This window comes from Streptomyces sp. GDS52, from assembly GCF_052246875.1.
Classification (GTDB): domain Bacteria; phylum Actinomycetota; class Actinomycetes; order Streptomycetales; family Streptomycetaceae; genus Streptomyces; species Streptomyces cathayae.
The window spans coordinates 4910315-4927114 of sequence record NZ_CM125966.1; the positions used below are offsets into that span (position 1 = coordinate 4910315).

The window sequence follows — 16800 nt, forward strand, 5'->3', positions numbered from 1 at the left end:
TGGCTCTTCGATTCCGCCGTACGGGGCGATCTCCTCTCGTACGGCGGATCGTTGATATAGAGACATAAGCTGACCCCCCGTAGTTCCCGGACCCGGAGAACCGTAGATCCTCAGATCTGAAGATCCGTAGGTCATCGGAGCCGTGGTTCCCGTAGTCACCCGTAATTCCCCGTATTTTCCGACCCCTTCGGTACCACCCCGTTTTCGCTACCCGTTCTCGACGAGGAAGGCACGGCCGTCGCACGTGAGGGACACACGAGAGAGCCGGCTGCTCCTGGTGCTGCTGATCACCACCGCTTTCGCACTGATCACGGTGGACATCCGCGGCGGAGAGGATTCACCGGTCGACGGTGCCCGACAAGCCGCGGCGACGGTCTTCGGCCCGATCGAGAACGGAGTGGCCGGCGCGGTCGACCCGATCGGCAACGCCGTCTCCGCGGTCCGCGACTCCGGTGACCGGCACGACCGGCTCGCCGAACTGGAGCGGGAGAACGCCGCGCTCAAGGCCGAACTCGGCAGCGACGACCGCAACCGCAGCAGGGCCAGACAGCTCGACACGTTGCTGAAGGTCGCCGGCCAGGGCCAGTACGGCATCAAGGGCGCCCAGGTCATCGCCATAGGAGCGGCCCAGGGCTTCTCCTGGACCATCACCATCGACGTCGGCGCCGCCGACGGCGTCGAGCGCGACATGACCGTCCTCAACGGCGACGGACTCGTCGGCCGGGTCACCACCGTCGGCCCGAACACCGCCACCGTGCTGCTCGCCAACGACCCCGACTTCACCGTGGGCACCCGGATGGAGGCCGGCGACGAACTCGGCTTCGCCTCCGGCCAGGGCGACCGGCCCCTGCGCGTCGAACTCCTCAACGGCAAGGCCGAGATCAAGAAGGGCGACCGGCTGGTCACCTTCGGCTCACAGGCCGACAAGCCGTTCGTGCCCGGCGTCCCCGTCGGCACCGTCTCCCGGGTCGACCCCTCCGGCGGCGGCCTCACCCGTACCCTCTACGTCACGCCGTTCGTCGGCTTCACCAAGCTCGACGTCGTCGGTGTGGTCGTCCAGGCCCCCGAGAAGGACCCGCGCGACACGGTGCTGCCCAAGAAGCCGAAGCCCACGCCCACGCCCACCGTCACGGTGACCGTCACCCCGTCAGCCCCGGCCGGCGGCCAGGACCAGCAAGAGCAGTAGGAGCTGTCACCTCATGCGCGTCAACCGGATCCTGCTCTCCAGCTCACTGGTCGTGGTGGCCCTGGTGATCCAGGTGAGCGTCCTCGCCCGCCTCCATCTTCCGGGCGCCGTCCCCGACCTGCTCCTCCTGACGGTCCTCGGCCTCGCCCTGGTCTACGGCCATGTCGGCGGCTCCCTCGTCGGCTTCGCCGCCGGACTCCTCGCCGACCTGGCCCCGCCCGCCGACCACGCCGTCGGCCGCTACGCCCTGGTGCTGTGCGTCGTCGGCTACCTCGCCGGACTGGTCAAGCCCGAGAGCGGCCAGGTGAGATCGGCGACCGGCCCGATGGCCGTGGTGGTCGCCGCGGCCATCGGCACCACCCTGCTCTACGCCGGTGTCGGCGCCCTCGTCGGCGACACCGCGGCCCGCAACGTCGGCCTCGGCGGACTGCTCCTCAGCGCGGCCCTGTACGACCTGCTGCTGGCCCCCTTCGTCGTCCCCGGGGTCATGGCCCTGGCCCGGCGCGCCGAGAACGATCCACTCGCCGAGAACAGTTCCGCCAAGTCCGGTGACGTCGCCTCCGGCTGGAGCGCGGGCGGCACCGGACTGCGCATCGGCGCCCAGCGGGGCCTGCGGGCGAAGGCGGCGCGGGCGCGGGTGGCGCGGGCCGGCCGCATCAAGGGGGTCAAGCGCCTGTGACACCGCAGAACCTCACCGAGGGGGAGGAAACCGCCGTGCCCTCCCACCCGTCTCCCACCGCCACCCTCAACGGAATGGGCTGCGCCCATGACTAACATCCCCGAGACCGGGCGCAGCCCCCGGGTCCAGATCCGGCTCGTCGTCATCCAGGTCCTCGTCCTCTCCCTCCTCGGCACCCTGGGCGGGCGCCTGTGGTACCTCCAGATCCGCGAGGGCGCCGAGTACGCGAAGAAGGCCTCCGGCAACCACGTGCAGCAGGTCGTCCAGCCCGCGGTCCGCGGCTCCATCCTGGACGCCCGCGGAGTGGCCCTCGCCGACAACGAGACCCGGCTGGTCGTCTCCGCCTCCCGCACCGAACTCATGAAGATGCGCGACGACGGCGAGGCCGTCCTCACCAAGCTCGCCGACGTCCTCTCCATGCCCACCAAGGAGGTCATGGAGAAGGTCCGGCTGTGTGACGCCAAGACCCCCCAGCCCTGCTGGAACGGCTCGCCGTACCAGCCCATCCCCATCACCGACGAGGCCACCGCCAAGCAGGCCCTGCAGATCCGCGAGCGCGCCGAGGACTTCCCCGGCATCAGCGCCGAACCCCAGGCCGTACGCCGGTACGCGGCCCCCGGGCAGGCCAACACCGCCCAGGTCCTCGGCTACCTCTCGCCCGTCACCGACGAGGAACTCCAGCAGGCCCAGGACACCGACTCGCCCTACCTGCGCTCCGACCAGGTCGGCCGTTCCGGCCTGGAACGCGAGTACGACAAGCAGTTGCGCGGCAAGGCGGGCGTCACCCGCTACGAGGTCGACAACCTCGGCCGCGTCATCGGCGAGGCCCAGGCCGACCCCGCCCAGCCCGGCGCCAACCTCGTCACCAGCATCGACGCCCGCGTCCAGCGGGTCGCCGAGTACGAGCTGAACGAGGCGATGAAGCAGGCCCGCAAGGAGATGGACCGCAACACCAACCGCCTCTACGAGGCCGACTCCGGGGCCATCGTCGTCATGGAGGCCAAGACCGGCCGCGTCGTCGCCATGGCCTCCAACCCGAGCTACGACCCCAACGCCTGGGTGGGCGGCATCTCCGGCAAGGACTACGCCAAGCTCACCGGCAAGAAGTCCAACTACCCGCTGCTGAACCGCGCCATCCAGGGCGTGTCGGCACCCGGCTCCATCTTCAAGGTCATCCCGACCGCCGCCGCGATCAACGCCGGGTACTCCTTCAACGGCCCCTACGAGTGCTCCAGCTCGTACTCCATCGGCGGCCAGGTCTTCAAGAACTTCGAATCCCAGAGCTTCGGCGGCATCAGCCTCGGCCGCGCCCTCGAGGTCTCCTGCGACACCGTCTTCTACCGGCTCGCCCACGAGGAGTGGAAGCGCGACGGCGGCAACAAGCCGAAGAAGAACGCCAAGGACTGGTTCTACAAGACCTCCCACCAGTTCGGCCTCGGCGAGCTGACCGGCATCGACCTGCCCAACGAGGTCACCGGCCGGGTCCCCGACCGCCAGTGGAAGGCCGACTACTGGAAGGCCAACAAGGACGCCTGGTGCAAGTCCGGCAAGAAGGACGGCAGCTACGTCGAGCGCATCGCCTACGAGAACTGCCTCGAAGGCAACCGACTGCGCGCCGGTGACTCCGTCAACTACTCCATCGGCCAGGGCGACACCCTCGTCACCCCCGTCCAGATGGCCACCGTCTACGCGGCCCTCTCCAACGGCGGCACCCTCTACCAGCCCACCGTCGGCAAGGCCGTCATCAGCCCCGACGGCAAGCAGACCACGGAGATCGAACCCAAGGCGCACGGCAAGCTGCCGATGACCAAGAAGACCCTCGACGCCGTGGACGGGGCCCTCGAGGGAGTCGCCACCCGCGGTACGGCCGCCTGGCGGTTCGGCGGCTGGCCGCAGGACGAGATCCCGATGCACGCCAAGACCGGTACCGCCGAGGTCCACGGCAAGCAGACCACCTCGTGGTTCGCGACCTACACCAAGGACTACTCGATCGTCATGACGATCTCCCAGGGCGGCACCGGCTCCGGCGCCTCGGGCCCCGCCGTGCGCAACGTCTACAACGCGCTGTACGGCGTCTCCCCGGACGGCGAGATCGACAAGAAGAAGGCACTGCTGCCCACCCCGCAGAAGACGCTGCCCGAGGTCAGGACCGACGGCACCATCACCTCCCCGAAGATCTCCAAGGACCCGGCCAAGGACCTGCGGGCCACCGAGGAGGCCGGGACCGGGGACGGCGGGACCGAGGAGGCCGGGACGCCCCCCGACGGCACCCCCGACGGCCAGGACCAGGGCGCGACCGTGAACACACCCCCGCCCGCCGACCGCGACACCCGCCGCCGGGACGCACGACGGAGCGCCGGCCGGGCGCGCCGCACGGCAGGCCGGAGGACGGCACCATGAGCGGCGGAGTCAACAGCTTCCACGTCTCCGGCTACGGACCCGAGCGGGCCGGCTGGACGCAGCTCTTCGCCCGCGACTCCCCGGCCCGGCGACTCGACTGGCCGATACTGCTGTCGGCGATCGCCCTGTCGCTGCTCGGCTCCCTCCTGGTCTACTCGGCGACCCGCAACCGCACCGAGCTCAACCAGGGCGATCCGTACTACTTCCTGGTCCGGCACTGGCTGAACACCGGCATCGGCCTGACCCTGATGATCGCCATGCTCTGGCTCGGCCACCGCGCCCTGCGCACCGCCGTACCGGTCCTCTACGGCGCCTCGGTCTTCCTGATCCTGCTGGTGCTCACCCCGCTGGGCTCCACCATCAACGGCGCCCACTCCTGGATCCAGCTCGGCGGCGGCTTCTCGCTCCAGCCCTCGGAGTTCGTGAAGCTCACCATCATCCTGGGCATGGCCATGCTGCTCGCGGCCCGGGTCGACGCCGGCGACAAGCCCTACCCCGACCACCGCACGGTCCTCCAGGCCCTGGGACTGGCCGTCGTCCCCATGCTGATCGTCATGCTGATGCCCGACCTCGGCTCGGTCATGGTCATGGTCGTCATCGTGCTCGGCGTCCTGCTCGCCTCCGGCGCCTCCAACCGGTGGATCTTCGGCCTGATCGGCGCCGGAGCCATCGGAGCCGTCACCGTCTGGCAGCTCGGAATCCTCGACGAGTACCAGATCAACCGCTTCGCCGCCTTCGCCAACCCCGAACTCGACCCCGCCGGCGTCGGCTACAACACCAACCAGGCCCGCATCGCCATCGGCTCCGGCGGCCTCACCGGCTCCGGCCTCTTCGAAGGCTCGCAGACCACCGGCCAGTTCGTCCCCGAGCAGCAGACCGACTTCGTCTTCACCGTCGCCGGGGAGGAACTCGGCTTCATCGGCGGCGCACTGATCATCGGCCTGCTCGGCGTCATCCTGTGGCGCGCCTGCCGCATCGCCCGCGACACCACCGACCTGTACGGCACCATCGTCGCCGCCGGCATCGTCGCCTGGTTCGCCTTCCAGACCTTCGAGAACATCGGCATGACCCTCGGCATCATGCCGGTCACCGGCCTGCCCCTGCCGTTCGTGTCCTACGGCGGCTCGTCGATGTTCGCGGTGTGGCTGGCCGTGGGCCTCCTGCAGTCGATCAGACTGCAACGCCCACTGTCCGCGAGCGCGTCCGGCCGTACGGCCGGTGCGGACCGGCCCCGCCGTTCCGCACCGGTCACGACTAGATTCAGGTCTGGCGGATAGGTTCAGTTCATGGCGGACACCACACGCGAAATCGAGCGAAAGTACGAGTCCGGCGACAGCGGACTCCCCGACCTGACCGGCGTCCCCGGCGTGGCCTCCATCGCCGACCAGGGCCTCGTCCACCTGGACGCCACCTACTACGACACCGCCGACCACCGACTCACCGCCGCCTCCCTCACCCTGCGCCGCCGCACCGGCGGCTCCGACGCCGGCTGGCACCTGAAGTTCCCCGTCGCCCCCGGGGTACGCGACGAGATCCGCGCCCCGCTCTCCGACACCCTCCCGGAGGACCTCGCCCGGCTCGTCCGCTCCCGCGTCCGCGGCGCCGCACTGGGCCCCGTGGTCCGGCTGCGCTCCGACCGCGACGTACGCCACCTCCTCGACACCACCGGCCGGCTCCTCGCCGAGATCAGCGTCGACACCGTGCACGCCGAACGCCTCACCGACGACGGCACCGCCCGGTGGACCGAGATCGAGGTCGAACTCGCCGACGACGGCGACCCCGTCTTCCTCGACAAGGTCGACAAACGACTCCGCAAGGCGGGCCTGCGCCCCTCGACGTCGCCCTCCAAACTCGCCAGGGCCCTCGCCGAGACGGCACCCCCCACGCACACCCCCCAGGCCGCCCCCGCACCCGCGGCCGCCCCGGCCGCGGCGCCGAAGCGCAAGCACCGCAGCCGGCCGGTCGGGAAACCCGTCACCGCCGGCGACCACGTCCTCGCCTACGTCCGCGCCCAGCGGGACGCCCTCGTCGAACTCGACCCCGCCGTACGCCAGGACGTACCCGACTCCGTGCACCGCATGCGCGTCGCCACCCGCCGCCTGCGCAGCACCTTCCGCTCCTTCCGCAACGTCCTCGACCGCAGGACCACCGACCCCATCGGCATCGACCTGAAATGGCTGGCCGGAGAGCTCGGCCTGGACCGCGACCAGGAAGTCCTCGCCGAGCGCCTCATCACGGCCCTGGACGACCTGCCCGGCACCCTCGTCCACGGCCCCGTGCGCGACAGGCTGACCACCTGGTCCGAGACCGGCCACCGCGGAGCCCACGGCAAGGTCACCGGAGTCCTCGACTCCCGCCGCTACCTCACCCTGCTCGACACCCTCGACGCCCTGCTGGCCGACCCGCCCCTGCGGAAGAAGGCCGCGGCCGGCCCGGACAAGGTGCTCGCCAAGGCCGTGAGCAAGGACCTCGACACACTCTCCGGCCTCGTCACCCGGGCCCTGGACCTCCCGCCCGGCCACGAACGGGACCTCGCCCTGCACGACGCCCGCAAGAAGACCAAACGCACCCGCTACGCCGCCGAGGCCGCCACCCCGGCACTCGACGCTCCCGCCAAGGACCTGGTCAAGAGCATGAAGTCCCTCCAGGGCCTGCTCGGCGACCACCAGGACAGCGTCATGGCCCGCAAGACCCTGCGCGAACTCGCCGCCGTCGCCCACGCGGCCGGGGAGAGCGACTTCACGTACGGGGTGCTGTACGGACGCGAGGAACGGCGCGCGGAGATCACCGAGAACGCCCTCCCGGAAACCTGGAAGCCGATCAGAAAATCCGCCGCCTTCTGAAGCGGTTAGGCTGGATGGTCACCCGCCCCCAGCCTCCGGCCGGGGGAGCCCCAGCCCGCACACAAAGGTTCCCGAGATGCCTGCCGAAGCCGCCGTGGCCGCCGAGTCTGTGTTCCCGCAGCTCGAAGCGCTGCTCCCGCATGTGCAGAAGCCGATCCAGTACGTCGGCGGAGAGCTCAACTCCACGGTCAAGCCTTGGGACAGCTGCGATGTCCGCTGGGCCCTCATGTACCCCGACGCGTACGAGGTCGGACTGCCCAACCAGGGCGTCATGATCCTCTACGAGGTGCTCAACGAACAGGACGGCGTCCTCGCCGAGCGCACCTACAGCGTCTGGCCGGACCTGGAGGAACTGATGCGGGAGCACGCCGTCCCGCAGTTCACGGTCGACAGCCACCGCCCGGTCAAGGCCTTCGACGTGTTCGGCCTGAGCTTCTCCACCGAGCTCGGCTACACCAACATGCTCACCGCCCTGGACCTGTCCGGCATCCCGCTCGAGGCCAAGGACCGCGGCCCGGACGACCCGATCGTCGTGGCCGGCGGCCACGCCGCCTTCAACCCCGAACCGATCGCCGACTTCATCGACTGCGCCGTCATCGGCGACGGCGAGCAGGCCGTCCTGGAGATCACCCGGATCGTCCGCACCTGGAAGGAGGAGGGCCGCCCCGGAGGCCGCGAGGAACTCCTCCACCGCCTGGCCCGGACCGGCGGCGTCTACGTCCCCGCCTTCTACGACGTCGAGTACCTCCCCGACGGCCGGATCGCCCGCGTCGTGCCGAACAGGTCGGGCGTCCCGTGGCGCGTCTCCAAGCACACCGTCATGGACCTCGACGAGTGGCCCTACCCCAAGCAGCCCCTCGTCCCGCTCGCCGAGACGGTCCACGAGCGCATGTCGGTGGAGATCTTCCGCGGCTGCACCCGCGGCTGCCGCTTCTGCCAGGCCGGCATGATCACCCGCCCGGTGCGCGAGCGCTCCATCACCGGCATCGGCGACATGGTGGAAAAGGGACTTCGCGCCACCGGCTTCGAAGAGGTCGGCCTGCTCTCCCTCTCCTCCGCCGACCACTCGGAGATCGGCGACATCGCCAAGGGCCTCGCCGACCGCTACGAAGAGGACAAGATCGGCCTCTCCCTCCCCTCCACCCGCGTCGACGCCTTCAACGTCGACCTGGCCAACGAACTGACCCGCAACGGCCGCCGCTCCGGCCTCACCTTCGCCCCCGAGGGCGGCTCGGAGCGCCTGCGCAAGGTCATCAACAAGATGGTCTCCGAGGACGACCTGATCAGGACCGTCGCCACGGCCTACGGCAACGGCTGGCGCCAGGTGAAGCTCTACTTCATGTGCGGCCTGCCCACCGAGACCGACGACGACGTCCTCCAGATCGCCGACATGGCGATGAACGTCATCCAGAAGGGCCGCGAGGTCTCCGGCTCGGGCGACATCCGCTGCACCGTCTCCATCGGCGGCTTCGTCCCCAAGCCGCACACCCCCTTCCAGTGGGCACCGCAGCTGTCGGCCGAGGAGACGGACGCCCGCCTGACCAAGCTGCGCGACAAGATCCGCGGCGACAAGAAGTACGGCCGCTCCATCGGCTTCCGCTACCACGACGGCAAGCCCGGCATCGTCGAGGGACTCCTCTCCCGCGGTGACCGCCGCATCGGCGCGGTCATCCGCGCGGTCTACGAGGACGGCGGCCGCTTCGACGGCTGGCGCGAGCACTTCTCCTACGACCGCTGGATGGACTGCGCCGACAAGGCCCTGGCGCAGTACGGCGTGGACCTCGACTGGTACACCACCCGCGAACGCTCCTACGAGGAGGTCCTCCCCTGGGACCACCTCGACTCCGGCCTCGACAAGGAATGGCTCTGGGAGGACTGGCAGGACGCCCTCGACGAGACCGAGGTCGAGGACTGCCGCTGGACCCCCTGCTTCGACTGCGGGGTGTGCCCTCAGATGGACACCAGTATTCAGATCGGACCGACGGGTAAGAAGCTTCTTCCTCTGACGGTGAAGAACACGGCCTGAGCCGTCGTGCCGAGCTGTTCGGTGGGCCCGCTCCGGAACACGGAGCGGGCCCACCGGCGTTCGCGGCCTGTGACGGGTGCGGTGTTACGACCGGGCCGTGTCGGGGGTGGGGGCCGGTTCGGGGCGGTGGGGCGGGAGGACGGCTTCCAGGTCGTCCAGGGCCCTTCTGGCGATGGCGATGCGGGTGCGCAGGTCCACGGCGGGGTCCGGGGCGGGGGCCGAGGGCGCTTCGGGGGCGGGGGAGTGTGCGTGTTCCAGTTCGCGGGCTTCGTCCAGGGAGCTGATGACGACTCCGATGAGGACGTTGACCAGGACGAACGAGGCGAGCAGTACGTAGGAGGCGTAGTAGACGATGCTCCAGCGGGAGATCTCCAGGCCGGCGTGGACGGCGTCACCGAGGCCGTCCAGGGTCATCAGCAGGAAGAGGGTGAGGACGGCGCGGCCGATGGAGCCGAACTGGCCGGGGTCCGCCTCGCTGAAGAAGACCCAGCCGACCATGGCGTAGACGTAGAGCAGGAGCGCGCCGACCAGGAGGAAGCTGACGGTGCCCGGCAGGCTGCGGGCCACCGCGACGAAGACGATCCGCAGTTGGGGGAGGAAGCGGGCGGTGCGCAGGACGCGGGCCAGGCGCAGCAGCCGCAGGACGGTGGTGTTCTCGCGGACGAGGGGCAGGAACGCGCAGGCGATGACGGCCAGGTCGAAGAGGTTCCAGGGGTCGCGGAAGAAGTCGCGGGGGCGATCCGCGTGGGCGCAGGCGCGCAGGGCTATCTCGGCGGTGAAGGCGGCGAGGCAGAGGTGTTCGGCGAGGCGTAATCCGTGGTGCCAGTCCCTGGAGAGTCCGCTGTAGGTCTCGGCTCCCAGCAGGGCCGCGTTGGTGAGGATCAGGGCGAAGACGGTGAGGGCGAACCAGCGGGCTTCGGTGACGGCGCGGGCTCTCTCCGCCAGGGTGTGGCGGAGGGGCCGGGGGGTGGCGCCCGTGGGGGCAGGGTGGTCGTTCATATCGTGCTGTATCTGCTCCTTCGTGCCGCGCGCCATGCCCGTCGCGCGGACGGGCCGGCGGGTTCGCGCGGCGGTGACACTCCAGAGCTGATTTCTACAGCATTGTAGATTCGCGGGTGCTCGTGCAGGCGTTCGTGCGGGTGAGGCGGTGCCGGTGCATCCGAACGGCCTGCCGGGGCGTCCTTCCCTGCATGGATCTGGAGAAGCAGGACGCCGGGAGACCGGCACCGCCCGCACGCCCGTCTCCGCCGCGGCGGCCGGAGGCGGCGGGTGAGGGGTGTCTGGTGGTGGCGCTCCGGCTGCCGGTACGGATCTTCGTGTTCCTCGTGGTCCTGCCGGTGCGGATGGTGTGGGACGCGGGCGTCGTCGCCGTGCGGTGGCTGGAGCGTGCCGTGTTCCGGCCGCTCGGGCGGGCGCTGTGGTGGGTGGGACGGGCGGTGTTCGTGTGGCCGCTGGTGGGGCTGTGGCGGTACGTCCTCGTGCCGCTCGGCCAGGCGCTCGCCTGGCTCGGGAACCTGGTGGTCGTCGTGCCCGCCGGGTGGCTGTACCGGTATGTGCTCGTGCCGCTCGGGCACGCGCTGGTGTGGCTGTACAGGCGCGTGCTGACGCCCTTCGGGCACGGCGTGACGGTGGTGCTGCGCGGGATCGCGACCGTCTGCGCCGCGATCGGGCTCGGGGTGTTCACCGCCCTCGCCTGGCTCACGCGGTATCTGGTCCTCGTGCCCGGCGCGTGGCTGTACAGGTGGGTGCTCACGCCCGTCGGGCATGCCGTCGCCTGGTGCGCGAAGGGACTGGTGTGGCTGGTGGGCGTGCTCGTCACCGGCATCGGCACGGGGCTGTACTGGATCACCCGGATCCTGTTCGTGCTGCCTTTGCTCGCGGTGTGGCGCTGGGTGCTGGCGCCGGCCGGGCGGGTGCTCGCCGTCGTCGCGCGGGAGATCGGCGACGCGCTCGGGCACGCCTGGCGGGTCGCCGGGTACGTCTCGCTCGCGGTGGGACGGTTCCTGGGCGCCCTGGTGCGGTGGACCGTCGTGGAGCCCGCACGGTGGATGTACGCGCGTGTGCTGACCCCGGTGGGGCACATGGTGCGGGACGCGGTGCTGCGGCCCGCCGCCGAGGCGGGTCGGGCGGTGGGCCGGGCCGTACGGCAGTCACTGGATTCCGCCCGCGCGACGCTGCGGCAGGCGCGCGCCGACCTCCGCCGGATGCTCGTCGGGGAGCAGCGGCCGGCACCGGTGGAGAACCGACGGGAACCTATCGGCGGTGACACGCGTACTCTTGGTAGCAGTACGACCGCTCTCACGAAGGACTGAACGACACTGGGCAAGCGACAGCCCGAAGGCCCGCCGCCCGCACCCGCGGTGCAGCGCATTCGACTGCGCTACACCAAGCGCGGCCGCCTCCGGTTCACCAGCCACCGTGACTTCCAGCGTGCCTTCGAGCGCGCGCTGCGCCGTGCCGAGGTGCCGATGGCGTACTCGGCGGGGTTCACGCCGCACCCGAAGGTGTCGTACGCCAATGCCGCACCCACCGGCACGGGCAGTGAGGCGGAGTATCTGGAGATCGCGCTCACCCGGGCGCGTGATCCGGAGCGGATCAGAGCCCTTCTCGACGAGTCGATGCCCACCGGGCTCGACATCATCGAGGCGGTCGAGGCCCGTACCCCGGGGCTCGCCGACCGGCTCACGGCCTCGGTGTGGGAGCTGCGGCTGGACGGTGTCGACCGGGAGGAGGCCCGCCGAGCGGTGGACGCCTTCGACGCGGCCGGTGTCGTCGAGGTGCAGCGCCGGACGAAGAGCGGGATGCGTACGTTCGACACCCGTTCCGCGGTCGTGGCTCTGGAAAGCCTGGAAACGCCCCCTCCTTCGGCTGATAGGCCGACCGGCCGGCCCTGTGCGATACTGCGGCTGGTTGTTCGGCACGTGACGCCTGCCGTTCGACCCGACGACGTCCTGTCCGGTCTCCGCGCCGTGGCCGATCTGGCGCCGCCGGTCCCCGCAGCGGTGACCAGGCTGGCGCAGGGGCTGCTCGATGAAGAGACCGGCACGGTGACCGACCCGCTCGCGCCCGACCGCGAGGCAGCAGCGACCGAGCCGTATCCGGCCGGTGCCACTGCCGCCGCGACGGCGCCGGTGTAAGGAAGGTCCCGCGTAGGGACGGACGCCGTAGCGCCGCCCTCGTACCTCGGGAGCCACCTGGGTCGGGCAGCGCATCGACCACAAGACTTTCGCCAGGCCGTGCGCATTCGGTGTACGGAACCGGTGAGACAGGACACAGAGAGTTCCCGTGCGGCGCCCGCGCCCCGGACGGCGGCAACCGCGCTTCGCGCGAGCCGCGGACGTCACCGGCATCGCCGGACCGGGTGCGGCGCCCGGGAGCCTGACGGGAGAAACCCCCGCATGCTCGAACCGACCGAGCCCACAGAGGGCTCCGAACCGAACAGCCCCAGCGACACCCTGCCGCCGCGTCGTCGGCGGCGTGCCGCGTCCCGTCCGGCCGGTCCGCCCACGGCGGGCACCGGCACGGAGGCGGAGACGGTCACGTCGGCCATACCGGCCGCCGCGTTCCCGGAGTCCGCCGAGCCCGCCGAGCCGCTCGACGAGAGCGACGAGCTCGCGGCCGAGGAAGGCACCGAGGCCGAGGCCGCCGCGCAGCCGACGGCCGCCCGGGAAGAGGCACCGGCCGCCGCGGACACCGCCGCTCCGCCCCGGCGTCGCCGTGTGGTGCGCCGCTCGGCCTCGCCCGCCGGGGCACCGGTGTCGGCGGAGGCCGCCGAGACCGTCGTGCCGACGGCCGAGACCCCCGCTGCCCAGGCTGCCGGGCCCGCCGTGGACGTGGCGCCGGCCGAGCCCGCCGGGGATGCCGCCCCGCCGCGTGCGCGCCGTCGTGCGACGCGCCGTGTGACCTCGCCGACGACCACCGTCACCGAGGCCCCCGAAGCGGCGGAGAGCGCCGCGACCGCGAGCACCGCGCCGGCCGCCGGTACGGCCGACACGGCTGTCACGGCCGGCACCACCGCCACTGACAGCACCGCCACCACCGACACCGACACCGCCGGGGACGCGGCTCCCCGCCGCACCCGGCGCCGTGCCTCGCGCAGCGTCTCCGCGCCCGCGACCACCGAGGCCGCCGCCTCCCCCGCCGAGGAGGCGCAGGCTCCCGTGACCGAGCCCACCGGGCAGACCGCGACCTCCGAGACGCCCGCCGAGCCCGCCGCGGACGACGCCGCTCCGCGCCGCCGTCGCCGTGCGGTCCGCAAGGCCGCCGCCGGTTTCGCCGAGCCCGCCCGGCCGGCCACCGGATCCACCGCGGCCGGAACCGGGGCCGGGGCGTCGAGGCGCCCCGCCCGTCCCGCCGTCGCCGTCTTCCAGGCCCCGGTGTTCACCGAGCCCCAGTTCCAGACGCCGGAGCGGGCCGCGGCCGAAGCGGCCGCCGAGGCCGCCGGCAGGCCGGAGCCCGAGCAGCCGGAGGAGACCGAGGAGCTTCCGGAGGAGCAGCCCACCGCCTCGCGCCGCCGTCGTCGCCGTCGGGGCGCGGCGGACGAGACCGACGCGGCCCCGGCCGCCGAGGCCCGCGTCGAGGCCGCCGAGGACCGGTCCGCCGATGTCTCGGGGCACGCCGACGAGTCGGCGGAGAGCTCCTCCGACGACGAGCACGACGAGCACGACGAGAGCGGCGACCACGACGAGAACGACGACCACGACGAGAGCGAAGGGGCCGGTTCCCGCCGGCGCCGTCGTCGCGGTGGCCGTCGTCGCAGGCGCGGCGAGTCCGCCGACACGGACGCCGAGGGCGGCGAGTCCGGGGACGACGCCGAGCACGACGCCGAGGACCGCTCCACCGACGACACGGAGCACGCCGACGAGCCGGCGGAGGGCCTCTCCGACGACGACCACGACGAGGTGGGCACCGCGGGCGGCTCCAGCAGCAGCCGGCGCCGCCGTCGCCGCCGTCGCCGGGCCGGGGACAGCGGCGGTGAGGCCGAGACCTCCACCGACGACCCCGAGCGCACCGTCGTCAAGGTCCGCGAACCGCGCAGGCCCGCCGAGCCGTCGGACGAGGTGCAGTCCATCAAGGGCTCCACCCGCCTGGAGGCGAAGAAGCAGCGCCGCCGGGAAGGCCGTGAGCAGGGCCGCCGGCGCGTCCCGATCATCACCGAGGCCGAGTTCCTGGCCCGCCGTGAGGCCGTCGAGCGCGTCATGGTGGTCCGTCAGTACGGCGACCGTACGCAGATCGGCGTCCTGGAGGACGGGGTGCTCGTCGAGCACTACGTCAACAAGGAGCAGGCGACCTCGTACGTCGGCAACGTGTACCTCGGCAAGGTGCAGAACGTGCTGCCGTCGATGGAGGCCGCGTTCATCGACATCGGCAAGGGCCGCAACGCCGTGCTCTACGCCGGTGAGGTGAACTTCGAGGCGCTGGGCATGGCCCACGGCCCGCGTCGGATCGAGGCCGCGCTGAAGTCGGGCCAGTCGGTCCTCGCCCAGGTGACGAAGGACCCGATCGGGCACAAGGGTGCCCGTCTGACCAGCCAGGTCTCCCTCCCGGGCCGCTACCTCGTGTACGTCCCCGAGGGTTCGATGACCGGCATCAGCCGCAAGCTGCCCGACACCGAGCGGGCCCGGCTGAAGACCATCCTCAAGAAGGTCGTCCCCGAGGACGCGGGTGTCATCGTGCGCACCGCCGCCGAGGGCGCGAGCGAGGACGAGCTGCGCCGTGACGTCGAGCGGCTGCAGGCGCAGTGGGAGGAGATCAAGAAGAAGTCCAAGGGCGGTGGCAGCTCGAGCGCGCCGTCGCTGCTGTACGGCGAGCCGGACATGACCGTCCGGGTCGTGCGGGACATCTTCAACGAGGACTTCTCCAAGGTCGTCGTCAGCGGCGACGAGGCGTGGGAGACCATCCACGGGTACGTCGCGCACGTCGCGCCCGACCTGGCCGACCGGCTGCAGAGGTGGACCAGCGAGGTCGACGTCTTCGCCACGTACCGGATCGACGAGCAGCTCGCCAAGGCGCTCGACCGCAAGGTCTGGCTGCCCAGTGGCGGTTCGCTGGTGATCGACCGGACCGAGGCGATGATCGTCGTCGACGTCAACACCGGAAAGTTCACCGGTCAGGGCGGCAACCTCGAGGAGACGGTCACCAGGAACAACCTGGAGGCGGCCGAGGAGATCGTGCGCCAGCTGCGGCTGCGCGACCTCGGCGGCATCATCGTCATCGACTTCATCGACATGGTCCTGGAGTCCAACCGGGACCTGGTGCTGCGGCGCCTCCTCGAGTGCCTGGGGCGGGACCGTACGAAGCACCAGGTCGCCGAGGTGACCTCGCTGGGTCTGGTGCAGATGACCCGCAAGCGGGTCGGCCAGGGCCTGCTGGAGTCGTTCTCGGAGACCTGCGTCCACTGCAACGGGCGCGGTGTCCTCGTCCACCTGGACCAGCCCACCTCCGCCGGTGGCGGCGGCAGGCGCAGGAAGCGGGCGCGGGCCGGTGCCGGGGAGCACTTCCACGAGCACGAGGCCGACGCGGCCTTGACGACGGAGGAGGAGGCGGAAGCGGAGTCGGAGACGGCGGCCGAGGTCGCCGCCGAGGTCGCCGAGCCGGTCGCGCTTCCCGCCCCCGAGTACGTTCCGGACGAGGAGCTGTACAGCAGTGCCGCCGAGGCGGAGGCCGCGGCCACGCGCGGACGCACCCGTCGCCGGGTGAGCCGTCGGGCCTCGGCTCCGGCGGGTGCGCCCCGGCGCGAGCAGCCCCGGCGCGAGCCGGCTGCGGCCGCCGAGGTGTCCGGGCCCGACGGGTCCGGCGCGGAGGTGCCGACGGCCCAGGAGACGACGGTCGCCGAGGAGACCGCACGCCCGGTCCAGCCGGAGCCGGCCGCCGAGGCGCACGCGGTACCGGCCGCCGCCGAGGACCCGGTCGTCGAGGCGCCCGCCGCGGCGGTGCCCGCCGAGGAGGCCGCTCCCCAGGGCCGTACGCGTCGCCGGGCCACCCGCAAGGTGTCCGCGCCGGCCGGTTCTCCGGCGGGTGCGCAGGCCGCGGTGGTGACCATCGCGGACAGCAGCACGGCCACCACGGCGGACACTGCCCCTGCGACGTCCGGGCAGACGCCGGAGCCGGTGGCCGAGGAGTCCCCGGCCGAACCGTCGCCCGAGGCGCCCGAGCCGGCCGCCGCACCGCCCCGCCCGCGCCGCCGTGCGGTGCGCAAGCCCACCGTGTCCACCGCGTCCGAGGAGGCGGCCGTCGTGGTCGTCCCGTCGGCCCCGGCGGCGGAGACGGCCCCGGCGGACGAGGCCCCGGCCGCCGAGGCGGCAGTGACCGTCACCGCGACGGCGCCCGCCGAGGAAGCCGCCGACGAGGCGGCTCCGGCCAAGAAGACCGCCCGCGCGGCGGCCAAGAAGGCCACGGCGAAGAAGGCGGCCACGAAGAAGACGGCGGCCGCCAAGACCACCGTCAAGAAGACGACGGCGAAGAAGGCCGCCACGAAGAAGACGGCGGCCACCAAGGCCACCGCCAAGAAGACGACGGCCACCAAGACCACCGCCAAGAAGACGGTGGCGAAGAAGGCGCCGGCGAAGAAGACGGCGGCGGCCGAACAGCAGTCCCCGCCGTCCGTGTCGAGCACCACCGACGGGGAGTGACGTCGGACCGTACGAGGAACACGATCCGCCCCCGG

9 protein-coding genes and 1 pseudogene are annotated in these 16800 nt (G+C 71.9%); 9 read left to right on the top strand and 1 reads right to left on the bottom strand.

Annotation, left to right across the window (positions count from 1 at the left end):
* Positions 1–244: 244 nt before the first annotated feature.
* From mreC to ACTWJ9_RS22395, 6 genes and pseudogenes are all read left to right on the top strand, one after another.
* A complete protein-coding gene (mreC, locus tag ACTWJ9_RS22370) occupies positions 245–1186 on the top strand; it encodes a rod shape-determining protein MreC (RefSeq protein WP_279336049.1) in 942 nt (313 codons plus the stop codon).
* Between the two features lie 13 nt (positions 1187–1199).
* A complete protein-coding gene (gene mreD, locus ACTWJ9_RS22375; RefSeq protein WP_279336050.1) occupies positions 1200–1865 on the top strand; it encodes a rod shape-determining protein MreD in 666 nt (221 codons plus the stop codon).
* A gap of 87 nt (positions 1866–1952) precedes the next feature.
* Positions 1953–4265 carry a penicillin-binding protein 2 gene (gene mrdA / locus ACTWJ9_RS22380; RefSeq protein ID WP_279336051.1) on the top strand — a complete coding sequence of 771 codons (2313 nt, stop codon included), beginning with the start codon at positions 1953–1955 and terminating at the stop codon, positions 4263–4265.
* A pseudogene (gene rodA, locus ACTWJ9_RS22385) lies at positions 4262–5461 on the top strand (rod shape-determining protein RodA); the annotation flags it as partial. The gene mrdA and the pseudogene rodA, both read left to right, overlap by 4 nt.
* 90 nt (positions 5462–5551) lie before the next feature.
* Positions 5552–7108 carry a CYTH and CHAD domain-containing protein gene (locus ACTWJ9_RS22390; protein WP_443294684.1) on the top strand — a complete coding sequence of 519 codons (1557 nt, stop codon included), beginning with the start codon at positions 5552–5554 and terminating at the stop codon, positions 7106–7108.
* Between the two features lie 76 nt (positions 7109–7184).
* Positions 7185–9134 (top strand): TIGR03960 family B12-binding radical SAM protein, encoded by a 1950-nt coding sequence (locus ACTWJ9_RS22395; protein WP_443294685.1) that lies wholly within the window; start codon positions 7185–7187, stop codon positions 9132–9134.
* 84 nt (positions 9135–9218) lie between these two features.
* On the opposite strand, the gene ACTWJ9_RS22400 is transcribed toward ACTWJ9_RS22395, so the two are convergent.
* Entirely contained in the window at positions 9219–10133 is a 915-nt protein-coding gene (locus ACTWJ9_RS22400; RefSeq protein WP_388702579.1) for an ion transporter, read from the bottom strand.
* Between the two features lie 191 nt (positions 10134–10324).
* Between ACTWJ9_RS22400 and ACTWJ9_RS22405 the strand changes: the two genes are divergently transcribed.
* From ACTWJ9_RS22405 to ACTWJ9_RS22415, 3 genes are all read left to right on the top strand, one after another.
* Positions 10325–11446 (top strand): hypothetical protein, encoded by a 1122-nt coding sequence (locus ACTWJ9_RS22405; protein WP_387042649.1) that lies wholly within the window; start codon positions 10325–10327, stop codon positions 11444–11446.
* A 48-nt stretch (positions 11447–11494) separates the two neighbouring features.
* Positions 11495–12271 (top strand): TIGR03936 family radical SAM-associated protein, encoded by a 777-nt coding sequence (locus ACTWJ9_RS22410; protein WP_279336056.1) that lies wholly within the window; start codon positions 11495–11497, stop codon positions 12269–12271.
* Positions 12272–12532: 261 nt separating this feature from the next.
* Positions 12533–16765 (top strand): Rne/Rng family ribonuclease, encoded by a 4233-nt coding sequence (locus tag ACTWJ9_RS22415; RefSeq protein ID WP_443294686.1) that lies wholly within the window; start codon positions 12533–12535, stop codon positions 16763–16765.
* Positions 16766–16800: the final 35 nt, after the last annotated feature.